The sequence below is a fragment of the Treponema sp. R8-4-B8 genome, assembly GCF_054786175.1.
Map to the genome: position 1 here is coordinate 24,930 of NZ_BDHE01000004.1, position 20,081 is coordinate 45,010.

The following is a 20,081-nucleotide window of genomic DNA, read 5'->3' on the forward strand; positions in this document are numbered from 1 at the left end:
GCTCACTATTCCAATGATTTAAGAGTTTTAATCAATACAGGGATTACTACTAAAAGACTAGCAAGCTCAGATACCGGTCTTGCTAACTGAATGCCGTTAAGGCCGAGGAGGGGCGCTAAAATGAAAAGGCTTGGGATTAGGAATATTCCTTGGCGGGAGAAGGCGACTATGCTTGCTTCTAGGGCTTTTCCCATTGTTTGGGTCATCATGTTCACCATTATTATGCCCGCCGTGAAGGGAAGGCTTATACATTGAAGCCGCAGTCCTAACGCGCCTATCGCTATTACGTCCAAATCGTCTTTTCTGAATAGCATTATGATTTGGGGAGCGAATATCGCCATTATTATTGAAATGACAAACAAGCCTGTGCAGGAAATTTTTACGCAGAACCAGAAAGCTCTTTTTACCCTGCCGTACAATTTCGCGCCGTAATTAAATCCGCACACCGGCTGAAACCCCTGTCCAAAACCCAGAACAACCGAAGTGGCGAACATGGCAATCCTGTTGGAAATTGAAATCGCCGCAATCGCCGCGTCTCCGTAGGGTCTCGCGAAATGATTGATAATAATAGAAGCGATACTCATCAGGCTCTGCCTGATAAGCGCCGGAACCCCGCCTTTAAACATTTCAGAGTAACGCTTTAATGAAGGGGAAAATAGTTTAAAGTTAATCGTAATATTTCCCTTGCGCGTCGTACAATAAAAAAAGAGTATGCAAAAACTTGTTATCTGGCTGATCAACGTGGCGGCCGCCGCTCCTTTTACCCCCATTCCAAAAACAAAAATAAAAAGCGGATCAAGAAAAATATTTAAAATCGCCCCCGACAACATCCCGAACATCGCTATCGCGGCGCTTCCCTGAAACCTAAGCTGCTGGTTTAAAACATTAGCTGACACTATCCAGGGGGAGGCCAGCAAAATAAAGAAAATATATTCCTTAGCGTGCGGTTTTATCGTAGGCGTAGCGCCAAGCCATTCCGCCAAATGCCCAAGGACCGCGAGTCCCGCGGCGGCTACCATCGCCATCCCGATAAAACCGCTGACAAGCCCCGTTACCGCCATGCGTGAAGCGCCGTCTGTATTTTGCGCCCCTAAAGCCCGCGATATATAATTTCCCGACCCCTGCCCAAAGAAAAAGCCCATAGCCTGAATAATCGCCATGAGCGGAAACGCTATACCGACAGCCGCCACATGGCTTGTCCCCAAAGAACTGACAAAAAACGTGTCGGTTATATTGTAGATAGCTGAAATCAACATGATTAAAATGCTTGGCCCCGCAAGAGCGAGGATATTTTTCTCTACAGGATAAGTGGTCATTTTGATAAACTTTTCATTATTGGCTGATGGAGTATCTGGTGGCATGGTTTCAGTATAACATTATTTTAAATTTTTTTCCAAGGACTTCTCACAAAGATCACAAAGGAACAAAGAACACAAAGGGAAATCAGAGGTTTATGTCCGTTATCTTATCGTAAAACCCGCGCATAGCTTTCAGACCCCCCTCTTCTCTTCTTCGTGATCTTCTCTTCCTCCGTGTTCTTTGTGTGAGTTCTTCCCGAATCCCTTGTCCGTTTTAAAATTTTAAAATATAGTATCAATATGGCAACTTATATTGAACCTAAAATTCTAAAAGGGTTTAGAGATTTTCTCCCTTCCGCGGAAATCGCGCGGCGGGGATTGATCGAAAATATTGAAAATACGTTTCGCTCTTTTGGATTTGTTCCCATTGACACTCCCGCTCTTGAATACGCGGAAATCCTGCTTGGCAAGGGCGGCGGAGAAACAGAGAAACAAATTTACCGCTTCAAGGACAACGGGGAGCGCGATGTCGCCCTGCGTTTCGATTTAACCGTCCCCTTTGCCCGTTTTGTCGCGCTTCACCGCGCCGAGCTTTCATTCCCTTTTAAACGCTACCACATAGGCAAGGTGTGGCGCGGCGAAAATACCCAAAGAGGGCGCTACCGCGAATTTACCCAGTGCGATTTTGACATCATCGGAAGCGACGGCGCGGCGGCTGATTTTGAGATTATTTTTTTAATCCGCCGCGCGATGCAAAACTTGGGGCTGGACGTTACCATTCACGTAAACCACAGAGGGCTTTTTAACCGTTTTCTTTCACACATCGGGCAAAGCGATAAATCCGCCGACGTTCTTCGCGCAGTTGACAAACTTTCAAAAGTGGGCGAGAACGAGACCCGAAAAACTTTAACTGAACTTGCCGGTGAAAAAAACGCTGAAAAAATACTTGAGTTTATAGGGGCAAAGGGCGGCTTTGCTGAAACTCTTGATCGCATAACGGAACTGTCAGGCGGCGCTTGCGAGGAATCGAAGCGGCTTATGGCTCTCCATCAATTTATGCGCGATGCTTGCGTCTGTGATAAAGCCGAAAATGCCGACCCCTTCGTTCTTGACCCTTCGATAACGCGCGGGCTTGATTATTACACCGGCGTAGTGTTTGAAACATTTTTAAACGAGCTTCCCGACATAGGGTCGATTTGCTCGGGCGGCCGTTACGACAACCTCGCCGGATTGTACTCCAAAGACAAGGACTCAATCAGCGGGGTCGGCTCTTCCATCGGTCTTGACCGCCTTCTTTCCGCGCTTGAAAGCCTAAACAAACTGCCCAACGCGAACAACTGCCGCGCCGCCATAGTTTGCGCGGACGTTGAAAAATCCGGACAGTATCAGGCGCTCGCGGAGAAACTGCGGCGGAAGGGCCTGCCCTGTGAAGTTTTTACGGAGCAGATTGACCTTGTCAAACAATACATATTCGCCGAAAAAAAGGGCTTGCATTATGTGATAATACCGGGAGAAAACCCGCTTGACGATACTCTTACCCTGCGCGACCTTGCCGGTCGGCATAATTTTGAAGTCTCGGTTGAAGAGGCTGTTTTAAAGATTTTATCGTAAAAGACTCACGCAAAGGTACAAAGAACGCAAAGAGGAAGAAGGGGGTAATTGGTATGAAATCTGATAATAAAAATTTAATGCAGAACAATAAAGCCACATTTGAAGAAGTTATTTCTATCATAGAGCATGCCCGTGAAAACGCCTTTCGCGCGGTAAACCATGAACTAATTTCTATGTATTGGGAAATCGGGCGTTTCATTAATGAAAAAGTTACCGCTGCCAACTGGGGAAAATCAGTCGTTCAGGAGTTTTCCAGGTTTATCCAATCTCATTTTAAGGGCATAAAAGGTTTTTCGCCTCAAAATATCTGGCGAATGAAGCAATTCTATGAAACCTATGCCGGAAACGAAAAACTCTCACCACTGGTGAGAGAAATTAGCTGGACGAACAATATCATTATTATGATGGCGGCTAAATCCGAAGAGGAAGACGAAGATACCGGCTACCCAGTTTGATCCTGAAAAGTTAAAACCATTGTATCAGGAATAATTCCCAAAATAATTTCCCAAAAGCCTCTCACAAAGAGCGCAAAGGTACAAAGATCACAAAGAAGAAGAATAAAGGGGTTTTGTCCCTCATCTTATATTGAAGCCCACGCATAGCTTTCGGACAACAATTCCCTTCTTCGTGATCTTCTCTTTCTTTGTGTTCTTTGTGTGAGTCTCTTGCAAAAAAAAAGGCTCCCCTCTCGGAGAGCCTTTTTCGCGTTATAAGGATTTATTCCTTATGCGCTCAACTTCTTAGAAGCCTACGATAATTGCAATGGGAACTGCCCAATTGATTTTTTCGCCATTGTTATTAGACCAAGCTTTTACGCCAACGACGAATTTCGCGCCCCATTCTTCTCCAATCTGGAGATATGGATTAAAATGCCAGTCAAACATAGTGTCACCTCCATCAAGCAGCGTCAAACCAATACCAACGCTTACAAAGGCTGCAAGGTTGTCACCAAGGGGGAAGTAAGGGAGTAAATCGACCAGTACTCTGGTAGCCTTATCTTCGCCCGCTAAAGTTGCAGCGGTGCGGAATTTAATGCCGAACGCATCTGTGGCAAACTTCACGCCTAACCCAATGCCGATGGGTTGAGCATCGCCATCGCCAAATCCGTAACTAACACCGAAATCCAAGCCCAAAGCGTCAAAATTTCCGCCGTAATAAGCAAAGATTTTTCCGCCTGAGTTTGCAGAATCACCCGCAAATGTAAACGCGATGTTTCCAAAATTAAAATTTAAATCCACTTGCGCTGTGATGTTTCCAAATACGTCTGCTACTTTTTCGTTGTCAAAGTATGGAAGAACAAGGTTAATGCCAATCATGTCAATGGGTTTAATATTCAGGTGCAGAGCATCGCCGCCAAAGCCGCCGTAGAACGCGTCTCTGGTTTTAATTGCTTGACCATAGATGTTATAATTTCCTCCATTATCCCAATCACCGTTAGCCGGGTTAGGTCCCCAGCCCCATACGTTACCTTGTACTAATACATCGGTATCATAAGGCGTTTGATAGAACATCCAGCCTGTTACTCCTTCTTTTCCGTACATGCCGTCAGGATTTCCGCCGATGAGTACTTTAACCTGATCAATGGGTTTCCAAAACGCGTAACCATTAAAACCAGGACTACCACCGTCACCTAACCTAAGCCAACCGCCGAATTTGCCTTCAGCCGCTTCACCATAACCCTCAAAGCGAAGCCGTTTAAAGTTGGCGCTTGCTGTAATATCATCACTGGCATTATCGCCCGCTTCGCCACTTACCAGCGTTGTATTCGCGATTACGGTACCGCCTAAATCCACAGCAAAGGCGGCAGTAGCCACCAACGCGAAAACTACTGATAGAACAATCAGTTTTTTCATACTAAAATTCCTCCTACTATTTAGATAAGAGAGAGCGCCGCACGAGCGCCCTGTGCCTCTTTATCTCCCACTCCCCTCCCGTATGGGAGGTTTTTTTGTTCAATTATTTTTCAACGTGAAACGTAAAAAATAAACGAACCTTTATTTTGTGCAGTTAAATGCGTATAATATGAGGCTGTTTTAAGGATTAAATGAAAAATATTTATCGCCTGTTATGCGATAATTAAAAGAAAAATATTGATAAAAAAAATTGATAAAAATAAATTTATTATTTAAATAAGAAAAAATATTATTGAAGCGGGCGGTGAATATCGAAATAATTTGTCAATAAATATTTTTTCGCGGCCTGTAACCTCCTTTATATGGAATATTTTTATAGTAATTAGGCGTTTGACATAAAAATTTACGTCAATTTCAACATTTATTTTCAGAAAAAATTGAGGAGAAAAAAAATATCAATATGAATATCTGAAATATGTGTGGTAATTTTTAATATTTTGTGGTATATTACTATTATATTCGGAAAATATGTATTATATTAATATAATTTATTAATATTTTGGTATTATTTCCGCGCGAATTTTTGTCAATCTTAATTAAAAATTTTGTCAAAAAATGAATGATTATTTAAAAAAATTAGTTGATTACTTGACAAAAGTATGATAGATTGTATATTAGTATTATACATAGGCAAAAAGGCAATCGTTGATTGTCGCCTGTGTTGAATGAGCTTAACTGCTCAAAAAAAAGGTTCGTTTATTTTTAGCACTCCAAGCGGAAAAATAACCGAGCCAAAAAACCTCCCTTAAAGGGAGGGGAGTGGGAGATAAAGAGGCACAGGACGCTCGTGCGGCGTTCTCTCTTATCTAAATAGTAGGAGGAATTTTAGTATGAAAAAACTGATTGTTCTATCAGTAGTTTTCGCGTTGGTGGCTACTGCCGCTTTCGCTGTGGATTTGGGAGGCACTGTAATCGCGACTACAACACTGGTAGCTGGCGACACTGGCGAGGATGCTCCAATTACCGGATAATCCGGATTTGATAGGCTTCGTTTTGAAGGTTACGGTGAAGCGGCCGAGGGCAAATTCGGCGGCTGGCTCCGCTTAGGCGATGGTCAGAATCCTGGTTTTAGCGGTTACGCGTTCTGGAAGCCCATTGACCAGTTTAAACTGCTCATCGGCGGAAATCCTGATGGTATGTACGGAAAAGAAGGAACAGCCGGCTGGATGTTCTATCAGACTCCTTATGATACCGGCGTTACGATGCCCGGCGATAACACATGGGGCGGATCAAATATTTACGGTCAAGGCCTTAAATTCAGGAACGCATTCTACAGGGGCTTTGGCGATAATGGTTTGCACCTGAACATTAAACCCATAGACATGATTGGCATTAACCTTGTTCTTCCGTATTGGCCAACCGATGACGGCGACAAAGAAGTAGCGGACGTATTTAAAGGCATAGTAGCTCAGGTGGATTTAAATTTTGATTTTGGAAACATCGCCATAACCTATGAAGGAGATAACTCATACATACAGAACGGCAATAATAATTGGTCAGGCGGCGGCGGCACAATATTCGCCTATTTCGGCGGTAATTTTGGCAGTTTGGGCTTGGATTTCGGATTGGCCTACAATTTGCCTGATGACAATGACGAGTCAGCTCCCTTGGCAGTCGGCTTGGCTTTAAAAGTTGGCTTTACAGATACTGTTGGACTTAAGGTCAGATTAGCGGGAAGCTTTGCCGGACAGGGCAACAATAAAGACACGAATATTCTTGCCGACATACTCCCCTACTTCAACCTTGGCGACAACCTTGCGGTCTTTGTAAGCATCGGTCTTGGCTTAAAGTTGCCTGATGACGGCGGTGACGCGGTAATAGGCTGGCACTTTAACCCATACGTCCAGATTGGCGAAGAATGGGGTGCGAAATTCTTAGCAGGCGTCAAAGTTTGGTCAGCCGGTGGTGAAGATGCCATTATCAACTGGGCAGTTCCCATTGCAATTAGCATTGGCTTCTAAGAAATTGAGCGCGTAGGGAATAAATCCCTATAACGCGAAAAAGGCTCTCCGAGAGGGGAGCCTTTTTTTTGCGCGGAGACTCACACAAAGAACACTAAGGAAGAGAAGATCACGAAGGGGGGATTTTTGTCCGAGGGCTTATGCGCGGGATTCACGATAAGATGAGGGACACTCCCTCTTTTTTCCCTCTTTGTGATCTTTGTACCTTTGTGATCTTTGTGTGAGGCTTTTGGGGAATTACTGCTGATACAACGGTTTTACTTTTTCAGGATCAAGCTGGGTAGCGGATATAACTGTCTCAATAGGAAGCCCTAGCTTGACCATGTTTTGCGCGATACTGAACGATTTTCGCTCTTCGCCTCTGGCTTCACCTCTGGCCTCCCATTTTGCAGCCAAGCCCGTTTCTTCAATCACCTGATCAAACCTATTTTTCATTTTTATTTCCTCCTTCATAGCCTTATCATTCTCTCCAGCTATTACATATAAATACGCGCTTAACCGCGCCGCCTTTCCTTGCCGTTTTATCTCAGCGTTTACCCGCGAAAATTCTGCGTGCTTCAGTCTGTTACTCAGGCTTTTTAACCACAGGTTTTCTTCGGCAGAAAGTTTCCTGCTGTCAATTACCTGTATAGGCAATATATCTCCGCTTACAGTATATATCCCTAAACCGGTTTCTGCAACATCGTAACCACGCTCATTTTTTAAATGAGCAAGCAATTTTTTAGGGTAACGGCTTTCTACAAAAGAAATCGTCAAATCAGTTATTGGCACTTTATTAAAAGAAGCGTAAAGGCAGGCATAACCGTAGACCTTATAGAAATCGGCTACCGATACATAATCTTCGGGGCTTTTGTATTCCAGAAGATTCCACTCCCTGAATATGGCGGCGATGTTTTTTTTAATAACGACATCTTTCGCCTTCTTTATAACTACGCAGTCTATCCGCAAAGGCTCAGAAGTGAGCTGGTATTCGGGATGGAACTCCAGAACGTCTTGATACTCCTGAAGCTCCATTTGCAACGCTTCCACAAAAGCTGGGTGCCACGAAATACGCGCTGAGTCTGAATCAATGTTTTCTTCCGTACTCGTTTTTCTACTTTCTGTCGGCATAGTTCACTCCCGGAAACAAGGTTTTATATCAAAAATTGACATACCCTATATGGGTGCGAGGTAGCGGTTTTGCTTGACTGTTTTTAAAAATTTTCAAATAAATTTTCATTTTCGGTCAAGCGCCACGCATCTGCACGCCATATATAGGCGACAACAATTTTGTTGTTAAGGAGACCTAATGAAATCTAAAAATCAAAATCCCACCCAGTACGAGTGGGGGCCATTCCCTTTCGAGGGCGGGACGCAAGTCTATGACATCCGCCACGACCCGGTGTTCAAAGCCGTATTCACAAGGGACACCGCTAATTCAAGAGCCGCGCTGTCCGACCTGATTTTCGCGCTTATAGGCAGCGTCATCACGGTGGGGACAATCACAGCCAACGAACCGCCGGTGAGCGATTTTAGGCAGCGGTATCTGCGTTTCGACATCGCCTGCAAAACAAAAAAAGGCGAGCCGATAAACGTTGAAATGTCCTTCAACCCAAAGGCAAACGAGCATGTGCGTCTTGAGTACCACGCCGCAAGGCTGTTCGCGGGGCAGGAGCTTCATGGAAAAGGCAAAAATTATATCGATTTGAAAAAGACATATCAAATAGCCATTTTAGCGAAGAAAAATTTTTTTCCTGACAAAGACCTAATTCATGATTTTATTTATTATGATCCCAAGACCCTGGTTTCTTTGGGAGGAAAGACCAGAATAATAACCGTTGAACTTGAAAAGACAAAACCCATAGCCGAAAAACCGATAGAAAAGATGACAAACGCGGAACTGTGGGCGGTATTTATAGAATATTTGACAGATCCCGAAAAAAGGGGTAAAATTGTTGATATAATCAATCGGGAGGAGGGCATAGCGATGGCGGTAAAAACGATGAAAGGTTTCACGCAGAAAGAATTGGATTACATACGCGAGTCATATCGGATAAAATGCGATATGGATTATCAAGACGAAGTGGTAACCGCGCAAAGAAAAGCCCTTAAAGATGGCCGTAGAAGAGGCCGTAATGAGGCCAACCTTAAAAATGCCCGAAAAATGAAAACAATGGGTTTTTCGGAGGAACAGATACAATCTGTTACCGGGCTATCAACAAAGACAATTACCAGGTTATGACATAAAACTATTTTTTTCCCCAAAAGTCTCACACCAAGATCACAAAGAGGTAAAAAGATTTTTGTTCCTCATCTTATCGTAAAACCCGCGCATAGCTTTCGTACACCCCCCTCTTCTTCTTCGTGTTCTTCTCCTCCTTAGTGTTCTTTGTGAGAATCTCTTCCCTATTCCCCCTTCGTGAGAAATTTTCTCAAAATTTTTAAATTTTCGGTCAAGCAAAACCGCTACCTCGCACCCATATAGGGTATGTCAATTTTTGATATAAAACCTTGTTTCCGGGAGTGAACTATGCCGACAGAAAAAAGAAAAACGAACACGGAAGAAAACATTGATTCAGACTCAGCGCGTATTTCGTGGCACCCAGCTTTTGTGGAAGCGTTGCAAATGGAGCTTCAGGAGTATCAGGACGTTCTGGAGTTCCATCCCGAATACCAGCTCACTTCTGAGCCCTTGCGGATAGACTGCGTAGTTATAAAAAAAGCGAAAGATGTCGTTATTAAAAAGAACATCGCCGCCATGTTCAGGGAGTGGAACCTACTGGAATATAAAAGCCCGGGGGATTATGTGTCGGTAGCCGATTTCTACAAAGTCTACGGCTACGCCTGCCTTTACGCTTCTTTTAATAAGGTACCTATAACTGATTTGACAGTCTCTTTTGTGGAAACCGGTTATCCCAAAAAACTGCTGGATCACTTAAAGAACGAGCGGGGCTACGATGTTGCGGAAACCGGCTTAGGGATATATACTGTAAGGGGGGACATTTTGCCCATACAGGTAATTGAAAGCAGGAAACTACCAGTGGAAGAAAACCTGTGGTTAAAAAGCCTGAGCAACGAACTGGGGTATGCGGAGTTTTCGCGGGTAAGTGATGAGATAAGGCGGCAAGGAAAGGCGGCGCGGTTAGGCGCGTATTTTTATGTAATAGCCGGAGCAAATGATAAGGCCATGAAGGAGAAAATAAAAATGGAAAATAGGTTTGATCAAGTGATTGAAGAAACAGGTTTGGCTGCCAAATGGGAGGCCAGAGGTGAGGCCAGAGGTGAGGCCAGGGGTGAAGCTAAAGGTATAGCCAAGGGTGAAGAGCGAAAATCGTTCAGTATCGCGCAAAACATGGTCAAGCTAGGGCTTCCTATTGAGACAGTTATATCCGCTACCCAGCTTGATCCTGAAAAAGTAAAACCGTTGTATCAGCAGTAATTCCCCAAAAGCCTCACACAAAGATCACAAAGGTACAAAGATCACAAAGAGGGAAAAAAGAGGGAGTGTCCCTCATCTTATCGTGAATCCCGCGCATAAGCCCTCGGACAAAAATCCCCCCTTCGTGATCTTCTCTTCCTTAGTGTTCTTTGTGTGAGTCTCCGCGCAAAAAAAAGGCTCCCCTCTCGGAGAGCCTTTTTCGCGTTATAAGGATTTATTCCCTACGCGCTCAATTTCTTAGAAGCCAATGCTAATCGCGATGGGAACTGCCCATTTAATAATGGCATCTTCACCACCATTAGATGAAACTTGAACGCCGGCTACGAATTTCGCGCCCCATTCTTCGCCAATTTGGATGTATGGGTTAAAGTGCCAGCCTATTACCGCGTCACCGCCGCCATCAGGCAACTTTAAGCCAAGACCGACGCTTACAAAGACCGCAAGGTTGTCGCCAAGGTTGAAGTAGGGGAGTATGTCGGCAAGAATATTCGTGTCTTTATTGTCGCCCTGTCCGGCAAAGCTTCCCGCTAATCTGACCTTAAGTCCAACAGTATCTGTAAAGCCAACCTTTAAAGCCAAGCCGACTGCCAAGGGAGCTGACTGGTCATTGTCATCAGGCAAATTGTAGCCCAATCCGAAATCCAAACCCAAGCTGCCAAAATTGCCGCCGAAATAGGCGAATATTGTGCCGCCAGCGCCTGCCCAATTGTTATTTCCATTCGCTATGTATGAGCCTTCTCCTTCATAGGTTATGGCGATGTTTCCAAAATCAAAATTTAAGTCAAGCTGAGCAACCACGGCTTTGAAAACGTCCTCTGCTTTCGCACCTATGGGATTACCATCACTATCAGTTTCGAGCTTGGAAATAAACGGAAGAGCAATGTTAATGCCAATCATGTCTATGGGTTTAATGTTCAAGTGCAGACCATTATCACCAAAACCCCTAAAGAACGCATTTCTAAATTTGAGTCCCTGACCGTAAATATTTGCTCCGCCCCATGTGTTATCGCCGGGCATTGTAACGCCGGTATCATAAGGAGTCTGATAGAACATCCAGCCGGCTGTTCCTTCTTTTCCGTACATACCATCAGGATTTCCACCGATGAGCAGTTTAAACTGGTCAATGGGCTTCCAGAACGCGTAACCGCTAAAACCAGGAGATTGGCCATCGCCTAAGCGGAGCCAGCCACCGAATTTACCTTCAGCCGCTTCACCATAACCTTCAAAACGAAGCCTCTTAAATGAGCCGTACCCGATAATTTCGGCATCATCACTGGTGTCGCTCTGTACCAGTGTTACATTCCCGATTACAGTGCCTCCCAAATCCACAGCGAAAGCGGCAGTAGCCACCAACGCGAAAACTACTGATAGAACAATCAGTTTTTTCATACTAAAATTCCTCCTACTATTTAGATAAGAGAGAACGCCGCACGAGCGTCCTGTGCCTCTTTATCTCCCACTCCCCTCCCTTTAAGGGAGGTTTTTTGGCTCGGTTATTTTTCCGCTTGGAGTGCTAAAAATAAACGAACCTTTTTTTTGTGCAGTGGATTAGCAGTTATAATGGATACGAAATAAGTCAAAATATTTGATTTTTCCTGGAGAGTTTATTTAAAATGCGGGCGTTTACACTCCGCGAAAACGCCGGTATAATGTACTCATGGCAAAAATAAGCATGAAGACGCCCATTGTCGAGATTGACGGGGACGAGATGACGCGCGTTCTATGGGGAGTTATAAAAGAAAAATTGCTTCTTCCTTTTATTGATCTTAAAACAGAATATTATGATCTTTGCCTTACAAATCGGGATAACACCAATGATGAAATAACGGTACAGTCAGCCGAGGCTATTAAAAAATTTGGCGTGGGGGTAAAATGCGCTACCATTACAGCTAACGCGGCGCGGCAGAAAGAGTATAATTTAAAATATTTGCATCCAAGCCCAAATGCGACAATCAGGGCGATTCTTGACGGAACAGTGTTCCGTAAGCCAATAACCGTAAGCCGCGTGAAGCCGTCCGTGAACACTTGGAAAAAGCCGATTGTTATCGGCCGCCACGCTTACGGCGACGTTTACAAGGCCGCGGAAATGGAAATTGATGGGCCGGGCAAGGTGGAACTGGTTTACACAATGGCCGACGGAACCGAACGCCGCGTAAAAGTAGCGGATTTTAAGGGGAGAGGCGTCGTTCAGGGAATGCATAACCTTGACGATTCAATCAGAAGTTTCGCGCGCGCCTGTTTTTTGTACGCTGTCGCGGAGAAACTGCCAATCTGGTTCGCGACGAAAGACACGATTTCTAAAATATACGACGGCCGTTTTAAAACAATTTTTAATGAAGTGTACGAGACCGAGTTTAAAGAGAAATGCGCCGCCGCCGGAATTGAATATTACTACACGTTGATAGACGACGCGGTGGCGCGTTCTGTAAAAAGCGAAGGGGGCTTTTTGTGGGCGTGCAAAAATTACGACGGCGACGTTCAAAGCGACATGATCGCTAGCGCGGCGGGAAGCCTTGCGATGATGACAAGCGTTCTTGTCTCCCCAAGCGGAGTTTTTGAATATGAGGCGGCTCATGGGACGGTACAGCAGCACTACTACCGCTGGCAAAAAGGAGAAAAAACCAGCACTAACCCCGCCGCGCTTATTTTCGCGTGGAGCGGCGCCCTGTCAAAACGCGCGGAACTTGACAATCTGCCTGAACTTGCGTCATTCGCAAAAAAACTTGAAAAGACTCTGCTTACAATAATTGAATCAGGAAATATGACCGGAGACTTAGCGAAACTTTCCGACCCGCCGCCCGATAAAATCTTAAATTCATGGGACTTTATTGATCTTGCGGCTAAATCTCTTTAATTAAAATTTATTCCATAAATTTCTCACAAAGATCACAAAGAGACAAAGAACACAAAGAGGGGATCAGGGGTTTCTGTCCGAAAGCTACATGTGAGCCTCACGATAAGATAACGGACAAAAACCCCTGACTCTTCTTTGTGATCTTCTCTTCCTTTGTGTTCTTTGTGTGAAATCTTTCGTATAATTTTAAACTAACAAAAAGGTTTTTAGTTTTTCCAGTACTTCATCAAAATTCAACGGTTTTCCCAAATGGCCGTTCATGCCTACCTGAAGACATTTTTCAATATCCTCGCGAAAAACGTTAGCTGACATTGCAATTATCGGGATATTTTTAGCTTTTGGCGAGTTCATCGCCCGAATGCGCCGCGTCGCCTCATAACCGTCCATTTCTGGCATCTGTATGTCCATAAAAATTAATTCATAACTATCCGGATTTTCACTGAATTTTTTTACCGCGTCTTTCCCATTTATGGCGCAGTCTATTTCAAGTTTTGTAGGCTCTAACAGCGCCACCACTATCTCGCGGTTTATTTCCACATCTTCGGCTAAAAGCACGCGCCGTCCCGCGAAAATTCCGTCAATATTAACCTTTTTCTCTTCCTTCCCATTCTCCGTAAGGGCGCGGTCAATTGCTTTATTACTTTCGCCTTTCTTTGCCTTTATCGTAAATGTAAAAACAGAACCTTTTCCCAGTTCGGATTTTATCCAGATTTTTCCGCTCATCATTTCGACAATGCTTTTACAAATGGCAAGTCCAAGTCCGGAACCTCCGAATCGGCGCGTTGTAGACGCCTCCGCTTGCTGAAATGAAGTGAAAAGGCGTTCCTGCTGCTTGGCGTCAATGCCGATTCCGTTGTCGCTTACTGAAATTTCTATGGCGCAAAGATCGTTTTCTTCACCCAAAAACCGCGCGTCAAGTTGAATAATGCCTTTTTCCTGCGTAAATTTTACCGCGTTTCCAAGCAAGTTGGTAATAACCTGGGCAAGCCGCTGGTCATCGGCGATAAGGATTCGCGGAATAGTATCGTCTATATGCACATTAAGCGTTTGCTTTTTTTCATTCACGCGGAAGTTGACAACGTCCATAACCCGCCTAATCATCTTCTCAAAATCGAACTCTTCAGGCGACAGATCAAATTTTCCCGCTTCTATTTTTGACATATCCAGAACGTCGTTGATTACACCTAACAGATGCCGCGACGCGTCTTCAATTTTTGTAAGGCAGTAATCCTTGCGCCCTATATCGGCAGAGGGTTTCCCTATCGCGACCATGCCGATAATGGCGTTCATCGGCGTGCGCATTTCATGGCTCATATTGGCAAGGAATGTTGATTTGGCGCGGTTTGCCGCCTCCGCGGCTTCCAGCGCGGTTTCCAGTTCCACCTGAAGTTTAACAAGCTCGGTGAGGGTACGCCGCATATCGAGGGCGATTTCGCCGCGCTGAATGGATCCTACGGCAAGCAAACCCCAGGAGCGAAGAATAAATAATTCCGTTTCAGGGAATACGCGTTTATCTTTATAATCGTCAAAACTGATATATCCCCAGAATTGTTCCTTTAAAAAAATCGGAAACACAAGGATTGATTGAATTTTAAAAACAGCCAAATTTGTTCTCTCCGGTTCGGTAAGGTTGTCAATAATCTCGTTTACATACCCTCCATTATTAAAGAGAACTTCCCAGTTTGGCATAATGTCCTTATACGCGAAATCGGTATTCGAGTCCAAATCGGGCAACCCCTTATTCGCCCAACTGCACACAAGCCTGTAGTAAAGTATTCCATCTTCCTTGCGGCTATTTTGCCAGATGCTAATACGGTCAACACTAACATGCCGGGCGATTATCTCCATGCCCTTGCTTATCGTTGCTTTGTATTCCCATGCGTCCGATTCCAGCAGAAAGACCGCGGCATTATTTACCAGACTTACAAGTTTATGCTGTTTTTGAATTTCAGTGGTGCGTTTGTACACGATGTCTTCAAGCCATATTTCCGTAAAGTGCTTTCTTTTAAAGAAGAAAATTAAAAGCGCCAGCACAATTAAAAGCAAGACAGCCACGGTAATTAACAACAGGCGCTGCAAACGCCCCAATTTTATACTATAATCAAAAGTCTTACGCATCCATTGTCCCGAGATTCCCTTTGTATCAATAAGGCGCAGCGCATTGTCAACAATAGAGCAAAGAACAGTTTCGTTTTTATTAAATCCAAAGGTACATTCAGATGAATAATCAAACACGATATTCGCCTTGTAGCCTGAACGTTCATAATAATTGGTCAGCATAAGAAGTTGAATTAAATTCGCCATCACCAAATCAACTTTGCCGCGATCTAAAGCGTTAAAGGCGTCTTTTGAGCTTTCGTACTCAACCGTGTTTTTATGATCCGGAAACCAGCTTCGGAACAATGAGGCGTAGGCGCTGTCCTTCATTAAGCCGACCCTTACGCTCATTATATCGTTTATCCTAATACTGGGGTAATCCGATTTGGATACGAGTGCGTAATTATCCGTCATAACCGCGGTCTTTGGCCAAATGAATAATTCGGCGCGGTCTTTTGTCTGTAAAAGATCGCTTATCATGGATACTTTTCCCGTTTCAAGCGAATGCAGTAATTCAGGCCATTCGGCGTTTTTGCCGTTTGCAATTTTAAAAGTTAAACCTGTAAGCGCTTCCACTTCTTTTAACACGTCATAGGCAATCCCTTGAAATTCTTTTTCATGTTTATTGTAAAAACTGATCGGGTAATTATCATACTCGGCGGCAAATGACACTACTTGATGTTTTTGAATATACTCCCTTTCCTCTTCGGATAGGCGCGTTAACAGAGTATGCCGCTTATACTCGTTTTCTCCTTTTTTATACAGGCTGTTTATATAATTTAAAGAACCGTTTTGCAGCGCTTTTTGCGCGACTGAGATAATAGGCCAAAGGTCATTGTTACCGGTCGTCAAGGAAACCGGACTGTAAATTATTGGCAAAAAATCTTCTGATATTATGTCTTTAAAAACGCTAAAGGAGCTTTCCATAGAACTCTCTAAGAAAAAAGCGTCGGCTTCGCGGTCTTTAAGTTTCTGATAGGCGGAATAATAATCGTTCACCAGTATAATTTCATACTCGCCCTGCAAGCGCGAAGTAATGTCTCTTATTGTGATAGTGCCTTCAAAAAAACAGCAACGCAACGGGCGCGAATTGATGATTTCTAAAATGGGTTTGCTGCTCGAAAGCCTTATTATTTTTACGGTGCGTCCTACGATAGCGTCAGTCATTAACCATGTTTTTTTCCGTTCATCGGTAACGGTCATTTCTCCGGTAAAATCAATTTTGTTTGAGTTTATCCCGGCGATTAAATCGCCCCATTCATAAATAGCGGGCTTAAACGGAATTCCAAAAAGCCGTGAAAGCCATTCGCATAACAAAGCGGTAAATCCCCCGATTTCGCCGTTCCCGATTTCAAAAGTTTCAGTGGTTGAAAGCATTCCGTAAACAAAGGAAGGGGTTTTCTCCTTTAGCGCCTCAATAGCGGTAATTTCTTCATTGGTTACGCCGGGAATGTCGAGGTACGAAGCAAACGCTAAATGTTCACTGTCAGTGTTTTTAAATGTTTTTCCGCATGCTGAAAATAAAAACAATAAAGAAATAAAAGTAAAAATTTTATATATTACATTTGATGTCCGCATCATTTGCTTTTATCCCCTCCTGAAGGCGGTAAATAATTTTTCAATTTTATTAAAACTTCATCAAAATCAAGCGGCTTGCCTAAATGGCTATCCATTCCCGCTTCAAGACACTTTTCAACGTCTTCACGAAATACGTTAGCAGTCATGGCAATTATCGGAATTCCCTTTTCTTTGGAAGCGGTATGCAGTATGGCTTCGACGGCCCTTATGCGCCTAGTCGCCTCATAGCCGTCCATTTCTGGCATCTGCACGTCCATTAGTATTAAATCGTACTTATCGGGATCTTCGCTGAATTTGCGGACGGCTTCTACGCCGTTTTCAGCGCAGTCTATTTCCAACTGGGTCGGTTCAAGCAAGGTCATTACAATTTCGCGGTTAATCTCAACGTCTTCAGCCATCAATATGCGATGTCCGGCAAAAATACCGGCAATGTCCGGCTTCTCAACATCTTTAACATTCTCACTTGGAAGATCATCGTTAGCGTGAACGCCTTTCTTCACTTGTACCGTAAATGTAAAAACGGAACCTTTTCCCTGTTCGGAATTAACCCAAATTTTTCCCCCCATCATTTCGATAATGCTGCGTGAAATTACAAGGCCAAGCCCGGATCCTCCAAAACGGCGCGTCGTATCGGCTTCCGCCTGTTGAAATGATTTAAACAGGTTTTTCTGCTGTTCGGCGCTGATGCCGATACCGGTATCGCTTACGCTAATCTCTATTGTACACAGTCCGTTTTCCTCTCCAAGAAATTTCGCATTTAGGCCGACAGAGCCTTCTTCCGGCGTGAATTTAACCGCGTTTCCAAGAAGGTTGGTAAGAACCTGGGCAAGCCGCTGGTCGTCGGCGATGACGGTTCGGGGAATGGCGTTGTCAATATGCACGGTAAGTTTTTGTTTTTTTTCGTCCACGCGAAAATTGATAACGTCTATAACCTGACGCGCCATTTTTTCAAAATTAAATTCAACAGGCGAAAGCTCAAACTTGTTGGCTTCAATTTTGGACATGTCAAGAACGTCGTTAATTATTCCCAAAAGGTGCCGCGACGCTGCCTCAATTTTTGTAAAACAGTAGTCCTTGCGTTCAATATCAGAAGCGGATTTTCCTATCGCTATCATCCCTGTAATGGCGTTCATGGGCGTGCGTATTTCATGGCTCATATTGGCAAGAAACGTCGATTTGGCGCGGCTTGCGCTGAGCGCCTGTTCTTCCATTTCTTTATGCTCCGTTATGTTATGCGATACGGCAAGCATTCCGATTGTCTGACCGTCTTGCACCAGCGGAACTTTGGACGTTTCAAATAACTGAACGGTTCCGTCGGCGGAGGGTATTGGTTCTTCAAGCACCAACATCTTGCCTTCTTTAATAACCTTGAGATCCTTATCTATGTATTGCGCCGCTATTTCGGGCGGTATTCCCAGGCCGTCAACGTCCCCTTTACCTACAATGTCAGCTTCTTTGATATTAAAATATTTTTCAAATGATTTATTACAGCGCATAAAATTCGAATTCAAATCTTTGCAAAACAAAAGATCGGGTGTCGCGTCAAATGCGGCAGCGACAGTCGCGCTTTGAATCACAAGTTCGTTTGTCCGTTTCCTAACCAGTACTTCAAGCTGTTTTCCTTCACGGCGCGTTTTTTGAAATAAAATAAATAAAAGAACAATTACCCAAAAAAACAAAACCACCGCGCTGATCAGCCACGGACGCTGAGAGCGCGCTATTTTAGCGCTGTAATCAAAGGTCTTGTGCATCCACTGCTGGGAAATTTTGTTTATATCTATCATATAGAGGGCCTTGTCTACAATTGAACAGAGGACCTTTTCGTTTTTGTTAAACCCAAATGTGGCTTTGGAAGTATAATCGAAAATTAAATTTGCCTTGTAGCCTGTCTGTTCATAAAAATTGGTAAACATGAGGAGTTGGCTAAAATTACCCATAAGCAAATCAATTTCCCCGCGTTTCAAAGCTTTAAAAGCCAAATCGGCGGTTCCGTATTCTATAGTTTTTTTATGGTCTGGAAACCATGATTTGAAGGCTGAAGCAAATCCGGTATCTTTAATTAAACCTACCTTGAAAGTCTTAATTTCATTAAAATTAATGTCAGGGAAGTTTGATTTTGAAATTAACATGAAATTATCGGTTTTTAACTTGGTATTCGGCCACAGGAAAGATCCGACGCGGTCTTCCGTCTCCAGCAGTTCGCTTATCATGGACGCTTTTCCATTTTCAAGCGAGTTGAGCAAATCCGGCCATTCCGTATTTTTATCATTGGTAATGTTAAAAATTAAGCCTGTAAGCATTTCCACTTCTTTTAATACGTCATAATCAATTCCCTGCCATTCATTTTCATAGTAATTATAAAAGCTGGTTGGGTAATTATCGTGTTCAGCGGCAAACGATACGAAGGGATGCGCTCGTATATGCGCTCTTTCTACATTAGTAAGGCGTAAAAACAGTTTATGCCTTCGGTAATTATTATACCCCTTTACATAAAGACTTGATAAATATTCACGGCATCCGTTTTGCAGCGCTTTTTGAATTATCAAGATAATAGGGGCAAGCTCGGGATTCATGGTCGTCAAGGAGACCGAACTGAAAATTAGCGGGAAAAAACTTTCGCTTTTTACGTCATCATACTTATCAAAGGCGGTTTCTGCGGGACCTTCGTTAAAAAAAGCGTCGGCCTCACCGTTTTTAAGCGTCTGGTAGGCGATTTTGTCATTTTTTACAAGGACAATTTCATACTCGCCATGCAAGCGCGAAGTAACTTCGCTTATTGTAGTAGTGCCTTCCATAAAACAACAGCGCAACGGGCGAGAATTAATTATTTCCAAAATGGGCATAGAGTCCGCAAGCCTGAATGTTTTTATCGCCCGTTCGGCAATAGGGTCGGTCATAAAATAGACTTTTCGTCTTTCATCAGTTGGAGTCATATCTCCGGTAAAATCAATTTTTTTATTATTGATTCCATTAATCAAATCGTCCCATTCAAAAATGGCGGGCTTAAATGGAATTCCAAAAAAACGCGAAAGCCATTCGCAGAACAGGGCGGTAAATCCGTCAATTTCGCCTTTTTCCGAGATGAATGTCTCAGTGGAATAACCCATCCCGTAAACAAAAGAAGAATGTTTTTCTTTAAATGCCTCTATAGCGGCTATTTCATCGCCTGTTACGCCGGGAATGTCACGGTACGTAGCTAACGCGAAGTTTTCACCGCCAGTCTTTTTAGGCGGTTTTTCGCATCCGGAAAAAATCAATAAAAAAGCAATGACTGTAAATAAAATTTGCATATGAAGAAGGATGTTTTGTCTTTTCCTTTTTTTTATTTTTTTAATTGTTGGCATCCAGTAT

The 20,081-nt window shown here is 43.6% G+C and carries 13 protein-coding genes; 7 read left to right on the forward strand and 6 right to left on the reverse strand.

What is annotated here, in order from left to right; translation table 11 throughout:
* Nucleotides 1-5: 5 nt before the first annotated feature.
* Entirely contained in the window at nt 6-1,361 is a 1,356-nt protein-coding gene (locus ACYVRA_RS01265; protein ID WP_461250935.1) for an MATE family efflux transporter, read from the reverse strand.
* Between the two features lie 237 nt (nt 1,362-1,598).
* On the opposite strand from ACYVRA_RS01265, the gene hisS reads away from it, so the two are divergent.
* Both hisS and ACYVRA_RS01275 read left to right on the forward strand, forming a co-directional pair.
* A complete protein-coding gene (hisS, locus tag ACYVRA_RS01270; RefSeq protein ID WP_461250936.1) occupies nt 1,599-2,909 on the forward strand; it encodes a histidine--tRNA ligase in 1,311 nt (436 codons plus the stop codon).
* 53 nt (nt 2,910-2,962) lie between these two features.
* Complete coding sequence (locus ACYVRA_RS01275; protein WP_461250937.1) at nt 2,963-3,364, forward strand: DUF1016 N-terminal domain-containing protein; 402 nt, start codon at nt 2,963-2,965, stop codon at nt 3,362-3,364.
* Between the two features lie 285 nt (nt 3,365-3,649).
* On the opposite strand, the gene ACYVRA_RS01280 is transcribed toward ACYVRA_RS01275, so the two are convergent.
* Nucleotides 3,650-4,723 carry a hypothetical protein gene (locus ACYVRA_RS01280; protein ID WP_461250938.1) on the reverse strand — a complete coding sequence of 358 codons (1,074 nt, stop codon included), beginning with the start codon at nt 4,721-4,723 and terminating at the stop codon, nt 3,650-3,652.
* A 929-nt stretch (nt 4,724-5,652) separates the two neighbouring features.
* Here ACYVRA_RS01280 and ACYVRA_RS01285 point away from each other — a divergent pair.
* Entirely contained in the window at nt 5,653-5,793 is a 141-nt protein-coding gene (locus tag ACYVRA_RS01285) for a hypothetical protein (RefSeq protein ID WP_461250939.1), read from the forward strand.
* Nucleotides 5,794-5,958: 165 nt separating this feature from the next.
* Nucleotides 5,959-6,783, forward strand: a complete 825-nt coding sequence (locus ACYVRA_RS01290) for a hypothetical protein (protein ID WP_461250940.1) — start codon at nt 5,959-5,961, stop codon at nt 6,781-6,783.
* Nucleotides 6,784-7,020: 237 nt separating this feature from the next.
* Here ACYVRA_RS01290 and ACYVRA_RS01295 read toward each other — a convergent pair whose 3' ends face one another.
* On the reverse strand, nt 7,021-7,893 hold the full coding sequence (locus ACYVRA_RS01295) for a hypothetical protein (RefSeq protein WP_461250941.1): 873 nt from the start codon (nt 7,891-7,893) through the stop codon (nt 7,021-7,023).
* A 178-nt stretch (nt 7,894-8,071) separates the two neighbouring features.
* On the opposite strand from ACYVRA_RS01295, the gene ACYVRA_RS01300 reads away from it, so the two are divergent.
* Nucleotides 8,072-9,004, forward strand: coding sequence for an Rpn family recombination-promoting nuclease/putative transposase (locus ACYVRA_RS01300; RefSeq protein WP_461250942.1), 933 nt, complete (start codon nt 8,072-8,074; stop codon nt 9,002-9,004).
* Nucleotides 9,005-9,292: 288 nt separating this feature from the next.
* A complete protein-coding gene (locus ACYVRA_RS01305) occupies nt 9,293-10,201 on the forward strand; it encodes a hypothetical protein (protein WP_461250943.1) in 909 nt (302 codons plus the stop codon).
* Nucleotides 10,202-10,438: 237 nt separating this feature from the next.
* Here the strand turns inward: ACYVRA_RS01305 and ACYVRA_RS01310 are convergent, their stop codons facing one another.
* Nucleotides 10,439-11,590 carry a hypothetical protein gene (locus tag ACYVRA_RS01310; RefSeq protein WP_461250944.1) on the reverse strand — a complete coding sequence of 384 codons (1,152 nt, stop codon included), beginning with the start codon at nt 11,588-11,590 and terminating at the stop codon, nt 10,439-10,441.
* Nucleotides 11,591-11,858: 268 nt separating this feature from the next.
* On the opposite strand from ACYVRA_RS01310, the gene ACYVRA_RS01315 reads away from it, so the two are divergent.
* Complete coding sequence (locus tag ACYVRA_RS01315) at nt 11,859-13,055, forward strand: NADP-dependent isocitrate dehydrogenase (protein ID WP_461250945.1); 1,197 nt, start codon at nt 11,859-11,861, stop codon at nt 13,053-13,055.
* Nucleotides 13,056-13,241: 186 nt separating this feature from the next.
* On the opposite strand, the gene ACYVRA_RS01320 is transcribed toward ACYVRA_RS01315, so the two are convergent.
* Together ACYVRA_RS01320 and ACYVRA_RS01325 are read right to left on the reverse strand one after the other, a co-directional pair.
* Entirely contained in the window at nt 13,242-16,733 is a 3,492-nt protein-coding gene (locus ACYVRA_RS01320; protein WP_461250946.1) for an ATP-binding protein, read from the reverse strand.
* Nucleotides 16,730-20,074, reverse strand: a complete 3,345-nt coding sequence (locus ACYVRA_RS01325; protein WP_461250947.1) for an ATP-binding protein — start codon at nt 20,072-20,074, stop codon at nt 16,730-16,732. Before ACYVRA_RS01325 ends, ACYVRA_RS01320 begins: the two co-directional genes overlap by 4 nt.
* Nucleotides 20,075-20,081 lie beyond the last annotated feature (7 nt).

What these genes read in the sequence shown, in the direction of transcription:
- ACYVRA_RS01290 (WP_461250940.1), top strand. Translation starts at nt 5,959, where the DNA reads ATGTACGGAAAAGAAGGAACAGCCGGCTGGATGTTCTATCAGACTCCT.
- ACYVRA_RS01295 (WP_461250941.1), bottom strand. Translation starts at nt 7,893, where the DNA reads ATGCCGACAGAAAGTAGAAAAACGAGTACGGAAGAAAACATTGATTCA.
- ACYVRA_RS01320 (WP_461250946.1), bottom strand. Translation starts at nt 16,733, where the DNA reads ATGATGCGGACATCAAATGTAATATATAAAATTTTTACTTTTATTTCT.
- ACYVRA_RS01325 (WP_461250947.1), bottom strand. Translation starts at nt 20,074, where the DNA reads ATGCCAACAATTAAAAAAATAAAAAAAAGGAAAAGACAAAACATCCTT.
- ACYVRA_RS01310 (WP_461250944.1), bottom strand. Translation starts at nt 11,590, where the DNA reads ATGAAAAAACTGATTGTTCTATCAGTAGTTTTCGCGTTGGTGGCTACT.
- hisS (WP_461250936.1), top strand. Translation starts at nt 1,599, where the DNA reads ATGGCAACTTATATTGAACCTAAAATTCTAAAAGGGTTTAGAGATTTT.
- ACYVRA_RS01285 (WP_461250939.1), top strand. Translation starts at nt 5,653, where the DNA reads ATGAAAAAACTGATTGTTCTATCAGTAGTTTTCGCGTTGGTGGCTACT.
- ACYVRA_RS01305 (WP_461250943.1), top strand. Translation starts at nt 9,293, where the DNA reads ATGCCGACAGAAAAAAGAAAAACGAACACGGAAGAAAACATTGATTCA.
- ACYVRA_RS01300 (WP_461250942.1), top strand. Translation starts at nt 8,072, where the DNA reads ATGAAATCTAAAAATCAAAATCCCACCCAGTACGAGTGGGGGCCATTC.
- ACYVRA_RS01275 (WP_461250937.1), top strand. Translation starts at nt 2,963, where the DNA reads ATGAAATCTGATAATAAAAATTTAATGCAGAACAATAAAGCCACATTT.
- ACYVRA_RS01315 (WP_461250945.1), top strand. Translation starts at nt 11,859, where the DNA reads ATGGCAAAAATAAGCATGAAGACGCCCATTGTCGAGATTGACGGGGAC.
- ACYVRA_RS01265 (WP_461250935.1), bottom strand. Translation starts at nt 1,361, where the DNA reads ATGCCACCAGATACTCCATCAGCCAATAATGAAAAGTTTATCAAAATG.